This window comes from Clostridium sp. TW13 (assembly GCF_024345225.1).
Classification (GTDB): domain Bacteria; phylum Bacillota; class Clostridia; order Clostridiales; family Clostridiaceae; genus Inconstantimicrobium; species Inconstantimicrobium mannanitabidum.
On sequence record NZ_BROD01000001.1, the window covers coordinates 3,962,717 to 3,979,337 of the forward strand.

Annotated in this window: 15 protein-coding genes; all 15 read right to left on the reverse strand. The window is 27.6% G+C overall.

Annotated elements, in window-relative coordinates:
• Position 1: 1 nt before the first annotated feature.
• On the reverse strand, positions 2–1,294 hold the full coding sequence (locus OCU47_RS18345) for a hypothetical protein (protein WP_261830035.1): 1,293 nt from the start codon (positions 1,292–1,294) through the stop codon (positions 2–4).
• A gap of 294 nt (positions 1,295–1,588) precedes the next feature.
• Positions 1,589–2,392: an ABC transporter permease gene (locus OCU47_RS18350; protein ID WP_261830036.1), complete on the reverse strand. Its 804-nt coding sequence runs from the start codon at positions 2,390–2,392 to the stop codon at positions 1,589–1,591.
• 6 nt (positions 2,393–2,398) lie between these two features.
• Positions 2,399–3,217 carry an ABC transporter permease gene (locus tag OCU47_RS18355; RefSeq protein ID WP_261830037.1) on the reverse strand — a complete coding sequence of 273 codons (819 nt, stop codon included), beginning with the start codon at positions 3,215–3,217 and terminating at the stop codon, positions 2,399–2,401.
• Entirely contained in the window at positions 3,211–4,227 is a 1,017-nt protein-coding gene (locus OCU47_RS18360) for an ABC transporter ATP-binding protein (protein ID WP_261830038.1), read from the reverse strand. The genes OCU47_RS18355 and OCU47_RS18360 overlap by 7 nt, the downstream gene beginning before the upstream one ends.
• Before the next feature lie 28 nt (positions 4,228–4,255).
• Positions 4,256–5,848, reverse strand: a complete 1,593-nt coding sequence (locus tag OCU47_RS18365) for a hypothetical protein (RefSeq protein WP_261830039.1) — start codon at positions 5,846–5,848, stop codon at positions 4,256–4,258.
• Between the two features lie 93 nt (positions 5,849–5,941).
• Positions 5,942–6,907: an adenine nucleotide alpha hydrolase family protein gene (locus tag OCU47_RS18370; RefSeq protein WP_261830040.1), complete on the reverse strand. Its 966-nt coding sequence runs from the start codon at positions 6,905–6,907 to the stop codon at positions 5,942–5,944.
• 75 nt (positions 6,908–6,982) lie between these two features.
• On the reverse strand, positions 6,983–7,219 hold the full coding sequence (locus OCU47_RS18375) for an acyl carrier protein (protein ID WP_261830041.1): 237 nt from the start codon (positions 7,217–7,219) through the stop codon (positions 6,983–6,985).
• 6 nt (positions 7,220–7,225) lie between these two features.
• The gene (locus OCU47_RS18380; protein ID WP_261830042.1) at positions 7,226–8,557 is read right to left on the reverse strand and encodes an ATP-grasp domain-containing protein; all 1,332 of its coding nucleotides are present in this window, start codon (positions 8,555–8,557) and stop codon (positions 7,226–7,228) included.
• 9 nt (positions 8,558–8,566) lie between these two features.
• Entirely contained in the window at positions 8,567–9,811 is a 1,245-nt protein-coding gene (locus OCU47_RS18385; RefSeq protein WP_261830043.1) for a type III PLP-dependent enzyme domain-containing protein, read from the reverse strand.
• A 6-nt stretch (positions 9,812–9,817) separates the two neighbouring features.
• Positions 9,818–10,786: a BtrH N-terminal domain-containing protein gene (locus OCU47_RS18390; protein WP_261830044.1), complete on the reverse strand. Its 969-nt coding sequence runs from the start codon at positions 10,784–10,786 to the stop codon at positions 9,818–9,820.
• 14 nt (positions 10,787–10,800) lie between these two features.
• Entirely contained in the window at positions 10,801–11,538 is a 738-nt protein-coding gene (locus OCU47_RS18395) for a thioesterase II family protein (protein WP_261830045.1), read from the reverse strand.
• Entirely contained in the window at positions 11,525–12,985 is a 1,461-nt protein-coding gene (locus OCU47_RS18400; protein ID WP_261830046.1) for a class I adenylate-forming enzyme family protein, read from the reverse strand. The genes OCU47_RS18395 and OCU47_RS18400 overlap by 14 nt, the downstream gene beginning before the upstream one ends.
• 335 nt (positions 12,986–13,320) lie before the next feature.
• Complete coding sequence (locus OCU47_RS18405) at positions 13,321–14,268, reverse strand: ROK family protein (protein WP_261830047.1); 948 nt, start codon at positions 14,266–14,268, stop codon at positions 13,321–13,323.
• A gap of 31 nt (positions 14,269–14,299) precedes the next feature.
• Positions 14,300–15,436, reverse strand: a complete 1,137-nt coding sequence (gene nagA / locus OCU47_RS18410) for an N-acetylglucosamine-6-phosphate deacetylase (protein WP_261830048.1) — start codon at positions 15,434–15,436, stop codon at positions 14,300–14,302.
• Between the two features lie 79 nt (positions 15,437–15,515).
• Positions 15,516–16,523 (reverse strand): UDP-glucose 4-epimerase GalE, encoded by a 1,008-nt coding sequence (galE, locus tag OCU47_RS18415; RefSeq protein ID WP_261830049.1) that lies wholly within the window; start codon positions 16,521–16,523, stop codon positions 15,516–15,518.
• Positions 16,524–16,621 lie beyond the last annotated feature (98 nt).

Genomic DNA, 16,621 nt, shown 5'->3' on the forward strand with positions numbered 1-16,621 from the left:
CCTACAATAATTTATTCTCAAATATTTCATTTTTAAGAGCTCTATCATCATCTATAAATGGGTATTCATAAACAAATTCTACATTAAACTTATTAAATCCTTGAATATTATAAATAGAATTTTTAATAAATTCATCTTCAAATTTCTTCTTATATTGTTCATTAACTACAGCATATACGACAAGCTTATAGTCTTCTGTTTGAATTATTTTTATTTTTTGTATGTCAATGTATGACATATGAAAGTTGATATATCTAAGAATTTTTCTATATACTTCACTACCATAATAATCTGTATTAACAAGTTTCTGCTTATCACGACCTGGTTGCAGTTCTATCCATGGAGCACAATTTCCACATTCACATTCACCATAATGCATCTTTCCTCTATCTCCTAAATAATATTTGAAAAATGGCATACTAAGATGAGCATAACTAGTAACTATTACTTCTCCTACAATTCCTTCATCTCTAATAATTTTGCCATGATCATCAATCAAGTCTACCCTCAAATAATCATTATTAACGTGCATTTTACCACATTTACATTCATATGCAATATTCCAAAACTCTCTACAACCATATTGACTTAAAAAAGTTGCTGATTTAAAGACTTTTTTCATACTTTCAATCTCATCTGGAAATAATTTTTGACTAGTTGTTTCCACTAATTTAATAGGGATTCTCGATATTTGCTCACCATAATTATTTTCTAAAATACTATCAAATAATTTTCTAATTTGTAATGCTGTTGCAAGCAACCACTTTGCTTCAGACTCGCCTAAATGCTTCATAATATTAAAGTGACTTTTTTTATTTACGTCTCTAAAGCACTTTTTTAAATATTCATCTCTAGGTTCCAAAAGAAGAAAACCATTATCCCATAATATTTCATCGGAAACATTTCTTCTGCATTTCATTAGATATTTGGACTCAGTAAACTTTTCAATTTGATTTTTTAAAACCGTAAAGGGTTTTCCAGTTGTACCAGTTGTTGTTTCTAATATCCACTTTTTATTTCCATCAACTATTGTCCTATCATGATTCCAAGAAATATCAGACATATCATGAAATAACTTTAATAATTCATCTTGTCCTAATTCTGATTTAAAATCAGAAACAATATATTCTCTCAAGTTATGTTCTACTTCAGCTTTATTAATAATAGGTAAACTGTCATAAATACTTTCTATATTTTCAAGATTAATATCAAAATCTTTAAAATATTCTTTAAAGTAAGGATTATTATTTTTTAGTTTATTAATCAAATTCAACAATCTTTCATTACTATTCACTTAAATACACCTCTCATCATATAATTATATATCAAAAATAATTTGTTATATATTTCAAAAATGCTAACATTGTAAAATATCTTTTCATTTCCTATGCCAAAATTAATAATGTACTTTACATTCACTATATTGAAATTTTTTATGATTACTATTAAATATCTTGTTATATTTATTTTCAACGCTACTAAACCCTAAATAAGTATTAATATCTATAAATCACCTATTAATAATCAATTATTCAATATCCTTTACATTAGTAAAAGCATTTCAAATTTCATATTTATTAGCTTGTTGTTAATTTCCAGCGCTCTCATATCTTTCAGTACCCTTTTTGAAAACAAAATATGAAATATTAAATATAATAATTGAAATTACACATTCCATTCCAACTGTTTTGAAAAACCCATTCTTATTCAAAAAATAAGTTGCTGGAATATATGCTACAAAAGCAAATGGCATTATATAAACCAATACAAATTTTATTATTTTAGGATATACCTCGATTGGGTATTTTGCAAAATCTGATGTATCATACGCAGTTTGTAAGAAAGGAGCACTCTCTTTTACCCAAAATGCTAATGAAGCAAAAAATAACTTCACTGATGTATAAATAATAGCTCCTGCAACTACTGATAAAATGAAACATAAAATAAATTTCGTGGATATGTTAATTATGTTCAATTTTATAGCTCTGCACACTAGAATTAAACCAATAAGCACTTCTCCCAAAGCATCAAATTGAATTTTCTCACATATTATCTGAAAAAAAAGATTCATAGGCCTTAGCATATATCGATCAAAGGTTCCTCGTACAACCATTTGCCATGCAAGCATCCATAAATTATCTGTAAATAAATGATCCAATCCTCTTGGAATCTGAGAAAATCCATATATAAAAATCAACTGTTCAAAACTCCATCCACTAAGAGCTGGTATCCTTTTAAATATCAAATATAGAAATATAATCCCTGAAGCTTGAGAACATAAAAAGCCAAACAACCCCATCAAAAAATCAACTTTTGATTGTAATAATGATTTTATATATTGTCTACAAAAGATAAAATATAATTTTGAATATCCTACTATACCAATCTTCATTATTTATCATCCCCCTAAAACTACTAATCTCTTAGTAGCTTTTTTCCATAATACGGTACCACAATAATACAAAATAATAATCCAAACTATTTGTCTAACAATAATCATCATAGTATCAAACTTTGAACATTTTCCCATATATATCATAACAGGTAAATATGTCATAGATGAAAAAGGCAGTATTGAAAAAACCTTTTGTACTACTTCTGGAAAAAAAGATAATGGAATGAGTTGGCCGGTAAGTATTCCTAAAACAGCACTTTTAGCAATGTTCAGTCCAAAAATGTACGTAGTATAAAATGCTAACATTCCAAATAAATAATCAAATAATACATATATAAAAAAACTGAACAAACTACTAAGTAAAAATAGTGCAATATTTACAATACTCGTAACTGCAATTCCCAAATAAATTACTCTATATATTTCAACTCCTATCCAAATAAATAATGATGGAACAACGAATTTATAAACTAAAGTACCAAATGCCTTAAAAATTAAACTTAATCTATAGTCTAAAGGTTTAGTTAAATTTATAGCTATTGAGCCGTCAACAATATTACTACCTATCTCATCTGAAATTCCTATTGTAGCATATCCAGAAATGACATACGACATAAAAACATATAGCATCATTTCATTTTCACTAAAACCGCCAATAATGCCTCCATTAGAATTTTTATAAATTGCCATCCATAAGAAAAAAACAATAAACATACTAAAAATTCTTCCAAGAATTAAAAGATAAAACCTTCCTCTGTAAGCAAAACTGCTTTTAATCTTATTGGCTGCAAAAGGCCAATATACTCTAAACATCGTTAACATAACACTTCTCCAACCATTCCCTTTTTATAAATCTCTTTAACAATCTCAGATAATTCAGTTTCTTTTACCTTAAAATCTTTAATTGTTCCCCTCTTCATAACATAGCTAATAATATCAATTACACTAATTGCATTTTTATTAAAAGTAAAACATATATTATTTTTATTAATTTTAACAGACAAGTTCTCTTTAGAAATATTTAATAACTCGTTATAATTAAGTTGCAACAACTCAACCTCTTTAACTTCTATTTCAATAATACATTTAGTGCCATAAGTTTTCATTAAATCCGCAAGCATTCCATCATATATTACTGTGCCTTTATCAATAATAATAATTCTATTACATAACTCTTCTATGTCCTCCATATCATGTGTTGTTAATATTATAGTTGTGTTATATTTTTTGTTTATTTCCTTAATTGCTCTACGTATATTTTCTTTAACTACTACATCAAGCCCTATAGTCGGTTCATCTAAATATAGTACTTTAGGATTATGCAATAAAGCTGCGGCTAAATCTGCTCTCATTCGTTGACCTAATGATAAAGTTCTAACAGAAGAATTAATGAACTCATTTATTCCTAATACTTCATTAAAATATTCCATTCTACTCTCATAATCTACACTACTTATATGATATATTTCCTTTAGTATTGAAAAGGATTCACTTAGGGGTAAGTCCCACCATAGTTGTGTTCTCTGACCAAATACAACTCCAATATTTCTGGCATTTTCTATTCTATTTTCTGCAGGATTAATTCCATTCACCATACAAGTTCCACTTGTAGGAGTTAATATTCCCGTCATCATTTTAATAGTTGTTGATTTTCCAGCACCATTTCCTCCAATATAACCAACAACTTCTCCATCATTTATCTTCATAGATATATTATTAACTGCTAACTTTATAACCTTTTCTCTAGTAAACAATCCCTTAATTGCCCCAATAAAACCTGGGTACTTTTTGGATGTAACAAATTGCTTTGTTACATTGTCTAAAAATATCATATTAACCCTTCCTTAAATTAATATTTTTCTATTTTGATTCGAATATAATATTATCAACCATCATTACAAATTCTTCATCAAAATTCGATTCCCATGTTTTACACCCAATACCAATTTCGCTTATTTGGCCAATTGGCATCTGAACAGGAATATATTTATCTTGTCCACCTTTTGTTTTGTAATACAGTTTATATAAATTATCTTGTTTGATAACTCCAAAATAAATATCTGATATATTTTCTTCTGAAATCACATCAAATACATCAAGTTTTATTCCTATATCAGAAAGCCTAATACATTCTGAATTGTAACTTCCCCAATAAAATAATTTGTTTTCATTAGTTCTAAAAGAAATACCGCAGTGATAATTATTGTCTACATATCCATTAGCCAAAGACATATGTATAACAAATCTCCAGTATTTTAAATCACTCATCTGTTTATTTAACATTATTTTTATAGACTCATCTTTAATCCAACAATTACATTCCTTCTTAGTTTTAATTATAAAAACTCCATTTTCTTCAGAAATATTATTGTCATTATTGTTTTCAAAATTCCATATTGGCTCATATGCATTTTCTTTAGGTATATTATTTATTCTTGCAACAGCAGTATTAAGCTCATAAATAAAATTTTGCTCTTCAGCTATACTTTTATTTAACCTTTCATCTAACCCGTCTATATTTCCTCTTAAACAACTTGCAACCATAACCCTAAAAAAAGCATTATAATTGCTTATAAATAACTTCAAATCACTGTTAAATTTATTAAGCATTCCTTCAGTTATATAATCACTTAAGTTGTTAGTTATTTCATTGAACAAAACTTCTTTTCGTTTTATTATTCTTGCAAATTTTATCTTTACATTTCCTAACAATTCATTTATATCATTATTATAATCAGTACATATGGTTCCATATTTAGAACAACTATTCTTTATTTTTTCAAGCATCGCCTTCTCTATCGAACCATTACTAATCCTCACTAAAGAATTGACTAATGATCTTACATTACTTAGGATGTCTACCTCTGGGATTTTTTCAGAAATGTTTTCATCAAAATGATATATAACGTTATTTTCAGAATACATTATATTTTTTTTATAGTTGTTACAATAACATTTATACAAATCTGTTAGTGTATTATATTGCATAACAAATTTAGAAAAAATATGTTCATTCTCATTTTTATGAACAGAATCCATAATAAAAAATAAACGTTCTTCTTTTCTAGCTCCATCAATAACAAATAAATGAGGCCAGCTATTAATATGGTAATGCTTTGAATAAAACAATTCATACAAATCTCCAGGCACCAAACATGGCTTGCTATAAGCAATTAATTTATCTACCTCTAAAGAAGCATCATAATCAACCTTTTTTGCAACAAATGTTAGCGGGATAACATTCTGTTTACACAAATACTCTAGAACACCAAGTTCAGTATTAGGAATATTCTTAATTTCACTATTATAAGAACGAAATAAATTTAGATACATTAAGTATAAACTAGGCAAATCTTTACCGTAAGCCGACAATAAAACGCAAATAGCTTTTTCAACACAATCCACATGCGTAAGTGGATATTCAGCAATCCTAATATTTTTAGTTGTATTCATTCATATTCTCCTAACCTTTCCCTAAATAAATTCATTTTCAAAATATACAAAGTAAAAATATCAATCCCTTGTTTGTTATGCTTTTATGCATTATTACTCAGTAAAAACTTTATTTCTTTCTTTACATTTTGATATTAAATATTCCTTAATATTTAATTCATCAAAAATCGGATTTTGTAAATTAACAACATCTTTACTTGCATCATATAGTGCAAAATTTAACTGTTCTTCGCTCATTTGTCCTTTATTAATCATGACCTTAGCTTGTTCACGTTCATTCAATGTAATAATTCCTATTTTCTCAAGTTCATAAACCAGACTTCTCATTATCATACATCCAGATGAGACATACTTTTCTATACTAACTTCACTCGGAGGAGTCCATCCTAATTGTGATATCTTACTTTTCAAATCTTCCACAGAAATCTCATGATATATATATGGATATATAGTAGTAACTTTTTTTCCTGAAACATTAACCTTATTGAAATATTCTAACAATAGTTCATTTATATTAGAATCATTTATACCTTTTAAATTATTGTATGCATTAAGAAAAATCATTTGTGTAGATTTTTCAGCAATTGAATTTGCAAATTTATCTGGATTTAAAGAATGTTTCCTCCCGCTACTCAATTGAGCTAATGATAAACCTGAAGCAACAAATGGTATATTATTTCTATCTGCATATTCTACAACACTAGCCCACAATAAATTATTACATATAAAACATAAATGATTTGTCTTTTCCTTGTGAAATACATGTTGATGTTCAACTAACACTCTATATAATTCACAAAAAACCTCTTTATTAGGTCTAATTATTTCTAAAGGTATATTATTCGCTTCCGTAAAATGGCTCATGGCTTTCCACATATTTTCATTTTCAAATCCATTATCAACAGCAACAGCTTTAACTCTTAAGTTGTATACGTTCTTTAATAAATGTATAAGAAATGCACTATCCTTTCCACCACTATACATAACAGCAACATCAAAGTTTTCTCCGCGTTTTTGAGATATAATTCTCTCTAAAATTATACTTTTTCTAATCTCCATCATAATTACAATTGTTTATTATATTAACAATTTCTCCTTTTTATTATACTTTAAACACCTTTTATTCTTTACTAATTATAAATACTTATTAACTAACTTTATCAAACCGTTAATAGAACCAACACTCTCTACCGTTAAATCCTCTACTTCAATTGAAATACTGAATTCTTCTTCAATAGAAACAATAATTTCTATACTATTCATTGAATCTAATCCGTAATCAAGCAATGATTCATTTTGATCAATGTTAGCACTTTCTTTTTCTGATAATCCTAGTACACTTCCTACTACATTTCTAATTTTTTGCTCCATTTTATATCACCTCCTGATACTTTCTAATGCCCTATCTAATTTTTCTTTCATTAATTTATTTTCTTGATAAGAATCTCCTATAATTGCAACAAAAAGCCTTCCATTATGCCTGCTAACATTATCTTTCATAGTCTCTGATACATAACAAAATAAACCTGTGTTGTTCCTCAAGTCAAACCCCAAATTATTTTTTCTTATTAAATTCTCCAAATCATTGAATGATATGCCATCCTTTAATGTAAGTCTTTCATAAAATGAATAAATTGATTTGTCATGAAACTTTTCAGGCAAAAATGATATATAAGTAGACAGAGTAAACCTTGCATTAATTTCAATAATTGGAATTATCAAATCATCTTCAGAAATAAAAGAATCTACTCCTAACACACCATTGAATCCAATTTTATGCAGAGCTTGTCCAATAATCTCACCATATGATTTATATTTTTCAATAATATCACAACTAATTCTAGGTGGTACAACAGACCCAATATATTTAGTTTCATCCAACAATTGTTCTTTTATAGAAAAAACATTTACTTCTCCGTCTTCTCTAACATATATCTGATAATTAATATCACATTTCTTTTCATACCAACCTTCAACAATCCATTTAGAGTTAACTTTACTCTTAGTAAAATGTTTCAATATCATAATAGTAGATTTTAGTTTTCTATCATTATCTACAACGTATAAACCTTTGCCAGAAGCCCCACAACACTGCTTAATAATTACTCTATTAAACTTGCACTTTAACTTATAATATTCTTCTTCAATTTGCTCGAATGAATTACATACTTTTCCTTCTGTTACTTTTAGTCCAAGTTGCTCTGCCAAATTTCTAGAAAATGCTTTATCATTTATTTGCTTTACAATACTTGAACTTGTTCCTATCATTCTCAAATTGCAGATTTGTGAAATTTTTTCTTCCAAAAAGGATATTCCATATGGAACAAAATACACATCATCTTCATTTTTATTGAGCCCTGAAAGAAGTTTTAAAAAATTCTCATCTTCCAAGATAATTTCTGATATAGACCTGCAATCATCTTCATTACTTTTAGGACATATTATTTGAGGCACCTCAAATCCTATTTCTTCAAGATACTTTAAAAATCTTTCATCTGGTCTTTTTCTCAGTATCAATATATCTTGTTTTCGGGTTAACAAAAGATTCATTTCTTCAACATGTGTTAATAACAACTCTTCATTAGTATCCTTAACAGAGTAACTTTCATCACTCCAGTATTTTTCAGTTCCAATATTAAATAACCATATAATTCTACAATTACTTCTTTTATTAGTAATTATCTCAATCAAATCAAAAACATTATCCATCACTATCACCTACTTTATACTTTGATTAATGAGAACATCTTCCAGATTCCCTTTTGACCTTAATAATACAAAATCTTCTCCATCATACAAATATTCATTGGGCATCTCATGCCCTAAGAATAAACATGGACTATAGGTCAAACCATACGCCCCTGATTTTTCAATAACAATATAATCATTAACATTTATATGACAATCAAGTTCAACATTTTGACCTATTACATCGGTAGGCGTACATAATGGTCCAACCACATTAAATTTTTCTTTTATATCATTATTCTTATTTAAAACATGCATAGGATAGTTGTTACGAATAAATCTCCCTAAAAATGCAGAAGCACTATGAAAGTTAGATCCTCCATCACAAATAATATACTTTTGTCCTTTTGATTCCTTCTTATATAAAACCTTTGTAATAAAGCAACCAGACTCTGCCATTAAAAATCTACCACTTTCAAAAATTATGTCCTTGTCAGACAGTGAACTTCTATAATTTTCATATAATACATTCATTTGAATTTTTAAATCATTTATATCTAGCATTGGTTCATTTTTAAAATACGGAATACCAAAACCACCACCAAGATTCAAATATTTAAACTTATATTTAAACTTATCCTCAAGAGAAATACATAAATCAATTATATATTTTGAGTTCTTAACAATATCATTAGAATCCAATATGTTAGTACCCATATATACTTGAATTCCAACTACTTCTACATACTTCATTTTCAATATTTCATCTATAAAATATTGATCAATGCAGCCTTCTTCTATACCAAATTGTGAAGAAACTCCTGTCATTTTTATTTTAGCATTAGAAAACGACACACTTGGATTTATCCTTAACCCAACCTTAACTATCTTATTTTTATTTTCTCCAAGTTTATTTATAATTTTTATTTCTTCAAATGAATCCACATTAATAACTTTTATATCACAATCTATAGCATAATCAATTTCATCATAGGTTTTTCCTGGACTGGTAAATATTATATTTTTAGGACTTGCTCCAGCCTTTAAAGCAACAAACAATTCCCCTTTTGATGCTACCTCAATACCACAACCATTGTTAATCATTAACTTACATATTCCTAACAAAGGATTCGCCTTCATTGAATAATAAATTTTTGCATCGTCAAATAATGCATCTGATAGTACTAAAAGCTTGTCAATAATATTCTTTTTATCATATATATACATAGGTCCATTATTTACTTTTAAACATTTCATTAAGATACTATCATCCATAACTTATTACCTCCATAATGCGACTATATCATTTAATACACTTCTTTCATTTTCAATACAATCATCAACAGTACTTATTAATTCATCTAATGTATCTAATTTCTTTGAAATACCTACTTTAATCAATAGCAATAAGACTTTCTCCCATGTTTTGATAACATTTTCATAACCTTCACATACGTTGGGTGATAATCCAAAGTCACGAATTTTGGCTAAAATCATATTCTTTGATGACAAAAATCCGTATACTCTTAATTGATAGTTCATGAAAACGATAGATTCATAAAAATTATCTTTCAAAATTAACTCATTTAATTCACTTAATAATTTTCGGACTGCAGTAACTCCATAACAGAAATCTGAATATATACTGCCATCTAAATAACTCTTTATGCCTTTTTGAATTTTAAATTTAATATTATTTTGAATCATCTTTTTATCAAAATTTATTTTATCAAAATTTAAAATTAAGCATCTATATTCCATTGCCTCCCAAGCACTTACTATTTGATCTAAAGATATCCACCCCTCATAGACAGACGCAACTCTAGTCGGCACAAACCCATCACTAATATAAACTTCATCCTGTTTTATACCAATTACATTAATATAATGTGGTGAATTATTGGATTGGGAAAACACTCTATTGTATTTTATAAAAGATGATGAAACTTTTATAATTACTTTTTTTTCGCATAATACAGATTTTTTTAAAAACTCTATGGCTGATATTCTATCTTTAAAACCCTTCTGCTCATACTTAACTCCAAATAAATTCATAAATTTAAAATTCGCTTCATACATATCCGTTTTAATTATCTTTTCATTAATATTATATGTAATATTAAATCCATTTCCCAAAAAGAATATATCACTTGCATTAATGTTGATACCATCATACATCAAGTAATTTCCAATGCATGAACTTAAACATTCATATCCTTGTAACGTTTTATACGCTTTTTCATAAATCATAATCTTCCACTACCTTAAATTAATAGTTTCTCTACTCTATTCCACATATAAGATAAAATACTTTCCCATTGTTCTATAATGAAGAAATGTTTGCCCATAAACCATACATACTCTATTTCTCTTTTACAAAAATCTTGCCATGCCAACACATCTTTCTCACTGATCAAATCATCCTTACCATTTAAAATCATGACGGGACAGCAAATTTGCACTTTATCCATTTTTTTCATTCTAGCTCCCTCACAATATTTAACTAACATAGAATAATCAGCTTTTACTATTGGATAAAATATTTTCATAAAATATGAACTATGTGCAATCTTATTATTTACATATCCAAAATTCACTATATGGTTTATAATTGACTCATCCCCACGCTCAAATAAATTTTTTATCTCATCAACATTCAACTTGTCAGGCGCTACAGTTCCTGTTAAAAACAACCATGTGGGGGTAGATGTTCCAAGTCTCTCCATTGTTTTTACAACTTCATATGCCACATAACTTCCTAAGCTGTGTCCAAGTATAGCATATTCCTTACAGTTATCTGTATCTATATAAGTGCAAATTTGTTGATAAATATTCATAACCAAATTCTCAAATTCAGTTACTAACTGTTCATTATCCTTTTTACCTTTTCCAGGAGTGTCTAGCACGATAACATTCCAACCAATATCACTGCTTCCAACTTTGGGGAAACTCGATGAAGATCCACCAGCAAATGGAATTACAAATAAGTTAATTTTGTTCATGCAAACACCTCTTAATTTTGCCACTTGGGGTTTTATCCAACTGGTTAACAAACTTCATATTTTGTGGTATCTTGTAATTTTCTAAAAATAAACTACATAATTTAAATAATTCACTTATTGATACTGACATACCTTCATTCACAACTATCAATGCAGATAATACAAAAGATTCATTTTCAACATGCTCACTAAATACTAAAACTTCTTTAACAGATTCATGCAACATTAAAACATTTTCAATTTCCTCAGGATATATATTTTTTCCTGCACTTATGATCATATTATCTTTCCTGCCACAAACAAATAAAAATCCTTCATCATCAACATATCCAATGTCCCCTGTATACAGCCAACCAGATTTTATGGTCTTTTTAGTCTTTTCAATGTTCTTGTAATATCCTTTCATAACATTGAAACCACTAACTGTAATTTCTCCTTTTATAAATGGCAGGACACTTCTTCCAGATTCATCTACTATTTTAAATTCAACATTTTTAATTGCTTTCCCACTTGACCCCGGTTTATTAATTAAATCTTTCTTTTCAATATATGTTACTCTTGGAGATGCCTCAGTCTGACCATAAGAATAGATTAAATTGCAACTTGGCAACAATTTAATTAAACTTGAGATATCTTCTTTATTCATAGGTGCACCATAAAAATTAATTATCCTTAACTTTTCTAAATTCACTTTATTTTTTCTTGAGTAATCCAATATACCTTTTAAAATAGTAGGAACTGCAAAAAAAACACTTATATTATTTTCTTCTATCAACCACAATATATTTCTTGTCATTGGGACTTTGCTAGACAATACAATTGTACAACCATTAATTATACCAACTAATAATTCTCCAATTATACTAGATGAATGACATAAATTCTTTATTAATAATATTTTATCGTTAGAATTAATATTAAGATAACTACTAATAGACTCTATATTACTGAATATATTCTTTTCTGTAAGCATAATCGCTTTAGGAGTGCTTGTAGTTCCTGATGTAAACAAAATCAGCCTTACATCATCTAGACTTTCATCAATATTCTCTTCACATATATAAAGTGTCATGCATTCCATTTCTTTGCTATTATATTTTAATTTTTCGATCTTCTCATCACAAATTATGTAATTAATATCATATTCATCAATAATATTTTCTATTTTATTCTTCCCAGTTTTGTTATATATAGGAACAACTATAGCTCCACATTTGCTTATCGAGAAAAAATTCAAAATAAATTGAAATTGATTTTCAATAATAATTGCAACTTTAGAATTTTTACAAATCCCGTGTTGTTTTAATATACACGATTTTTTCTGTACCATATCACAAAATTCAGTGTATGATACTTTAAAATTATTATATACCAGCACAATATTATCTGCTCCATATTGGCTTCCTCTCATTAATACATCATATAACAGCACTCCTCGGTTTTCCATAACATAGATATCCTCCATTCATACTTACCAATTTATAATAAACATTTTCATTAAAATACTTGTTATCTAATCAATATATAAATTACCTTTTTTATAATGTACATATATAATAACCACATGTTTGTCTGCTAGAAATAAATAAACTTTTTCTGTTTAACATACTCCTGCTGTAACAATATAATTTTACATTTTGCATCTTTTTTACTAAACCTATTGAATATTAACACTTATTTTTATATCAAACTTAACTAAAAAGACGAATTCTATTTATATTTCTTCAAATGATACTTCAAAAAATAAGATATTAACTACGTACAAAATAAGTTGTAAGTTCATCATATCCCTCTAATAGCTAATGCAACTGCACCTACCACACCAGAATTTCCTTTCAATTTTGATTTTCTAATTTTCAAATCCTTATGCATTTTAGAGAATCCTTTTTGAAATATAATTTTACTTAACTTATTGAGATCGAAATAACTTGAATTTCCTACCCCACCACCAATAACAATTAATTCTGGATCAAATAAAACAATTAAATTAGCTAAGGATATTGCTAAATAAAAATAAGCTTCTTCTAAAATTTTTCTATACTGTTCTTCTCCACTTTCTGCTTTAATAAATACATCTTTAGTTGTAATCTTTTTATAGTTTGAATTAGATATTTTCATATGTTTTTCATATATTTTATTTCCTCTTTTTTCAATTGAATTACCCGATGCAATTGTTTCAAGACATCCGTAGTTTCCACAATTACACTTTTCGCCATCTAATTTTACTACAGTATGTCCTACTTCTAATGCATTAGCTGATGAACCAAAATATAACTCTCCATTTATTATCGCGGCACCACCTATTCCTGTACTTATGGTTAAGTAAATCATATCTTTACAGTTTTTATTTTCTTCAGACATATATTCCCCTAAAGCTGCTACATTAGCATCATTTTGTAGGAAAATTGGGATATTATACTTTTCTCTTATAGGGCTAATAATGTTAAAATTCTCAAACGGCAATTGAGTAGCTTTAATAATAATTCCTTTGTCTTGATCAATAATTCCTGGTGCTCCTATTCCTATAGCTTTTAAATCTTTTGAGCTAATATTCATTTTTCTTAATAAATGCTCAATTTGTTTTAAAATGTTGTTAACTATATGTTTTTCACCAAAATACGCTTCAGTATCTCTGATTTCATTTATAACTATATTCCCTTTTATATCAGCTATTGCAATATTTATCTTAGTTCCTCCTAAGTCAACCCCTATTACATATTGCTTGTTCAATCATAATTGCCTCCCTAAAACCTTTTATTTCTTATTCATAAAACAAGTTCCCATTTATAATTACTTTATTAATATTGATATTTTTATCAAAAAGAATTAAATCTGCGTCAAACCCACTTTTAATAATCCCCTTTTTTGATTCTATTCTGCATAACTTAGCTGGATTAATCGTTACCATTTTTATGACTTCATATAGTGGTAAACAAGTATTTTTATATACATTTTTTACAGCTTTATTTAACATTGTGGTAGATCCAGCTAAAACTCCTGATTTTAACATTGCAACTCCATTCAAAACGCTTAAATCATAATCATCAGTCTTATAGTAACCTTCCGCCATATTTGCATATTTTATTGAATCTGAGACAATAATTATGCTATCTGAATTTTTCATATTACATAATAATCTAACTGCTGTAAATGAATTCAATATTCCATCTGCAATTATTTCAGTAGTAATATTACTATCAAATATAGCTCCAATAGTCCCAGGATTTCTATGATGAAATCCTGGCATTGCATTAAATATATGAGTTGAATGGGATATTCCAAACTTTATAGCTTTTATTGCTTCATCATATGTGGCTCTAGTATGTCCAATAGAAGCAACAATTCCTTTTCCATTCAAATATTGAATAAACTCTCTACATTCACAAACTTCAGGTGCTATTGTAATTATCTTAATATATTTTTCATTATTCCCTACTATAGCTTTAAAATTTTCTATTGTAGGATTAATTATAAATTCTGATTTATGAGCTCCTCGAGCATCCTTATTTATAAATGGACCTTCTAAGTTTATGCCTATAATATTTGCACCATCAGTACCTCGCTCTTTTGAACTTGCAATTGTATGAATTATTTCATTGGTCTCCGAAATCTTATATGTCATAGTTGTTGGAAGAAATGATGTTGTCCCACTTTTAGCAATTATTTTTGATATTCTATTTATTGATTCATATGAATTATCCATTATATCATAACCATTTGTACCATGAATATGAATATCTATAAATCCAGGTGAAAGAAACAAATCATCGCATTCCAAAACATCACATTTAAAATCACAACTTTTAGTTATTAATTTTATTTTTTTATTTTCTATAATAACATTATTTTTTTCAATTCTATCTTCAAATACTACATTACAATTTTTAATTAACTGCATTATAACTCTACCTTCTTCTACAGCATCGTTAAAGCACCAATTCTATACAAAAAATATATTCATTAGTTTTTTATATTTTCTAGTATTTTAAAGTTTGTACACGAACTTCATCCCATTTTAATGCCTTTAATATACTTTCATCAACACTAACTTCAGGAGTCCAATTAAGCAATTTATTTGCTAAATCTATATTAGCATATGCTCCTCCAACATCTCCAAATCTAGGTTCAGTCTCTACTTTGTTTAATGTAGTCCCTGTTACTCTTTCAAAAGAATTCACTAATTCTTTAACTGTGACACCTTCTCCTGTTCCTAGATTTATAGTAAGATATGGTGTATCAATCCCACATTTCTCAAATGCTTTCTCAAAATTTTCTACAGCTAGAACATGCGCATTAGCTAAATCCCAAATATCTATATAGTCTCTTATTCCAGAACCATCTCTAGTAGCCCAATTAACACCAGTAATTTTTAGTTGTTCCTCTCTACCGTTATAAACACTAACTAACTTTCCTAATATATGTGATGGATTACTATTATACATTCCTGATCTCATATTTGGATCTGCACCAATTAGATTGAAATATCTTAATGATATTCCCTTCATGTTATATGCTTTGCAAAAATCTTCAAGCACCATTTCCATCATATATTTTGTTCTAGCATAAGGGCTTCTTGGATTTACCTTGGATTTTTCAGTTACCATAAAGTTTTCTACATCATCATATACAGAAGCAGATGAACTAAAAACAATCTTATTACATCCTAATTCATTTAACTTTTTAAATAATTTAATTGATTTTGATACATTTTCAGTATAATATTCAAAAGGATGTTCTATTGATTCCGGAACTATTATAAGTGCTGCACAATGAATAGTGCAGGCTATATCATTATGTTCTTTAAATATAGTTTCTAATAAGGCTTCATCTGCTATATCTCCTTTATAAAATATACGATTTTTAGTGAATTCAACTCTTCCATTTATAAGTGAATCTAATATAATTGGTGTATGTCCTTTATCTTCTAATGCAGAGCATATAGTACTTCCTATATAGCCTGCCCCTCCAGTAATAAGTATTTTCATAAAACATGCATTCCTTTCTTAAACTATAATTTATATTAATTGCTTAACTACTATTTATTTAGTAAAACTTTTATTTATCTTATAACATTTAATTTCTC

What these genes read in the sequence shown, in the direction of transcription:
- OCU47_RS18400 (WP_261830046.1), bottom strand. Translation starts at nt 12,985, where the DNA reads ATGGAAAACCGAGGAGTGCTGTTATATGATGTATTAATGAGAGGAAGC.
- galE (WP_261830049.1), bottom strand. Translation starts at nt 16,523, where the DNA reads ATGAAAATACTTATTACTGGAGGGGCAGGCTATATAGGAAGTACTATA.
- OCU47_RS18385 (WP_261830043.1), bottom strand. Translation starts at nt 9,811, where the DNA reads ATGGATGATAGTATCTTAATGAAATGTTTAAAAGTAAATAATGGACCT.
- OCU47_RS18375 (WP_261830041.1), bottom strand. Translation starts at nt 7,219, where the DNA reads ATGGAGCAAAAAATTAGAAATGTAGTAGGAAGTGTACTAGGATTATCA.
- OCU47_RS18390 (WP_261830044.1), bottom strand. Translation starts at nt 10,786, where the DNA reads ATGATTTATGAAAAAGCGTATAAAACGTTACAAGGATATGAATGTTTA.
- nagA (WP_261830048.1), bottom strand. Translation starts at nt 15,436, where the DNA reads ATGCAGTTAATTAAAAATTGTAATGTAGTATTTGAAGATAGAATTGAA.
- OCU47_RS18380 (WP_261830042.1), bottom strand. Translation starts at nt 8,557, where the DNA reads ATGGATAATGTTTTTGATTTGATTGAGATAATTACTAATAAAAGAAGT.
- OCU47_RS18355 (WP_261830037.1), bottom strand. Translation starts at nt 3,217, where the DNA reads ATGTTAACGATGTTTAGAGTATATTGGCCTTTTGCAGCCAATAAGATT.
- OCU47_RS18370 (WP_261830040.1), bottom strand. Translation starts at nt 6,907, where the DNA reads ATGGAGATTAGAAAAAGTATAATTTTAGAGAGAATTATATCTCAAAAA.
- OCU47_RS18360 (WP_261830038.1), bottom strand. Translation starts at nt 4,227, where the DNA reads ATGATATTTTTAGACAATGTAACAAAGCAATTTGTTACATCCAAAAAG.
- OCU47_RS18350 (WP_261830036.1), bottom strand. Translation starts at nt 2,392, where the DNA reads ATGAAGATTGGTATAGTAGGATATTCAAAATTATATTTTATCTTTTGT.
- OCU47_RS18365 (WP_261830039.1), bottom strand. Translation starts at nt 5,848, where the DNA reads ATGAATACAACTAAAAATATTAGGATTGCTGAATATCCACTTACGCAT.
- OCU47_RS18395 (WP_261830045.1), bottom strand. Translation starts at nt 11,538, where the DNA reads ATGAACAAAATTAACTTATTTGTAATTCCATTTGCTGGTGGATCTTCA.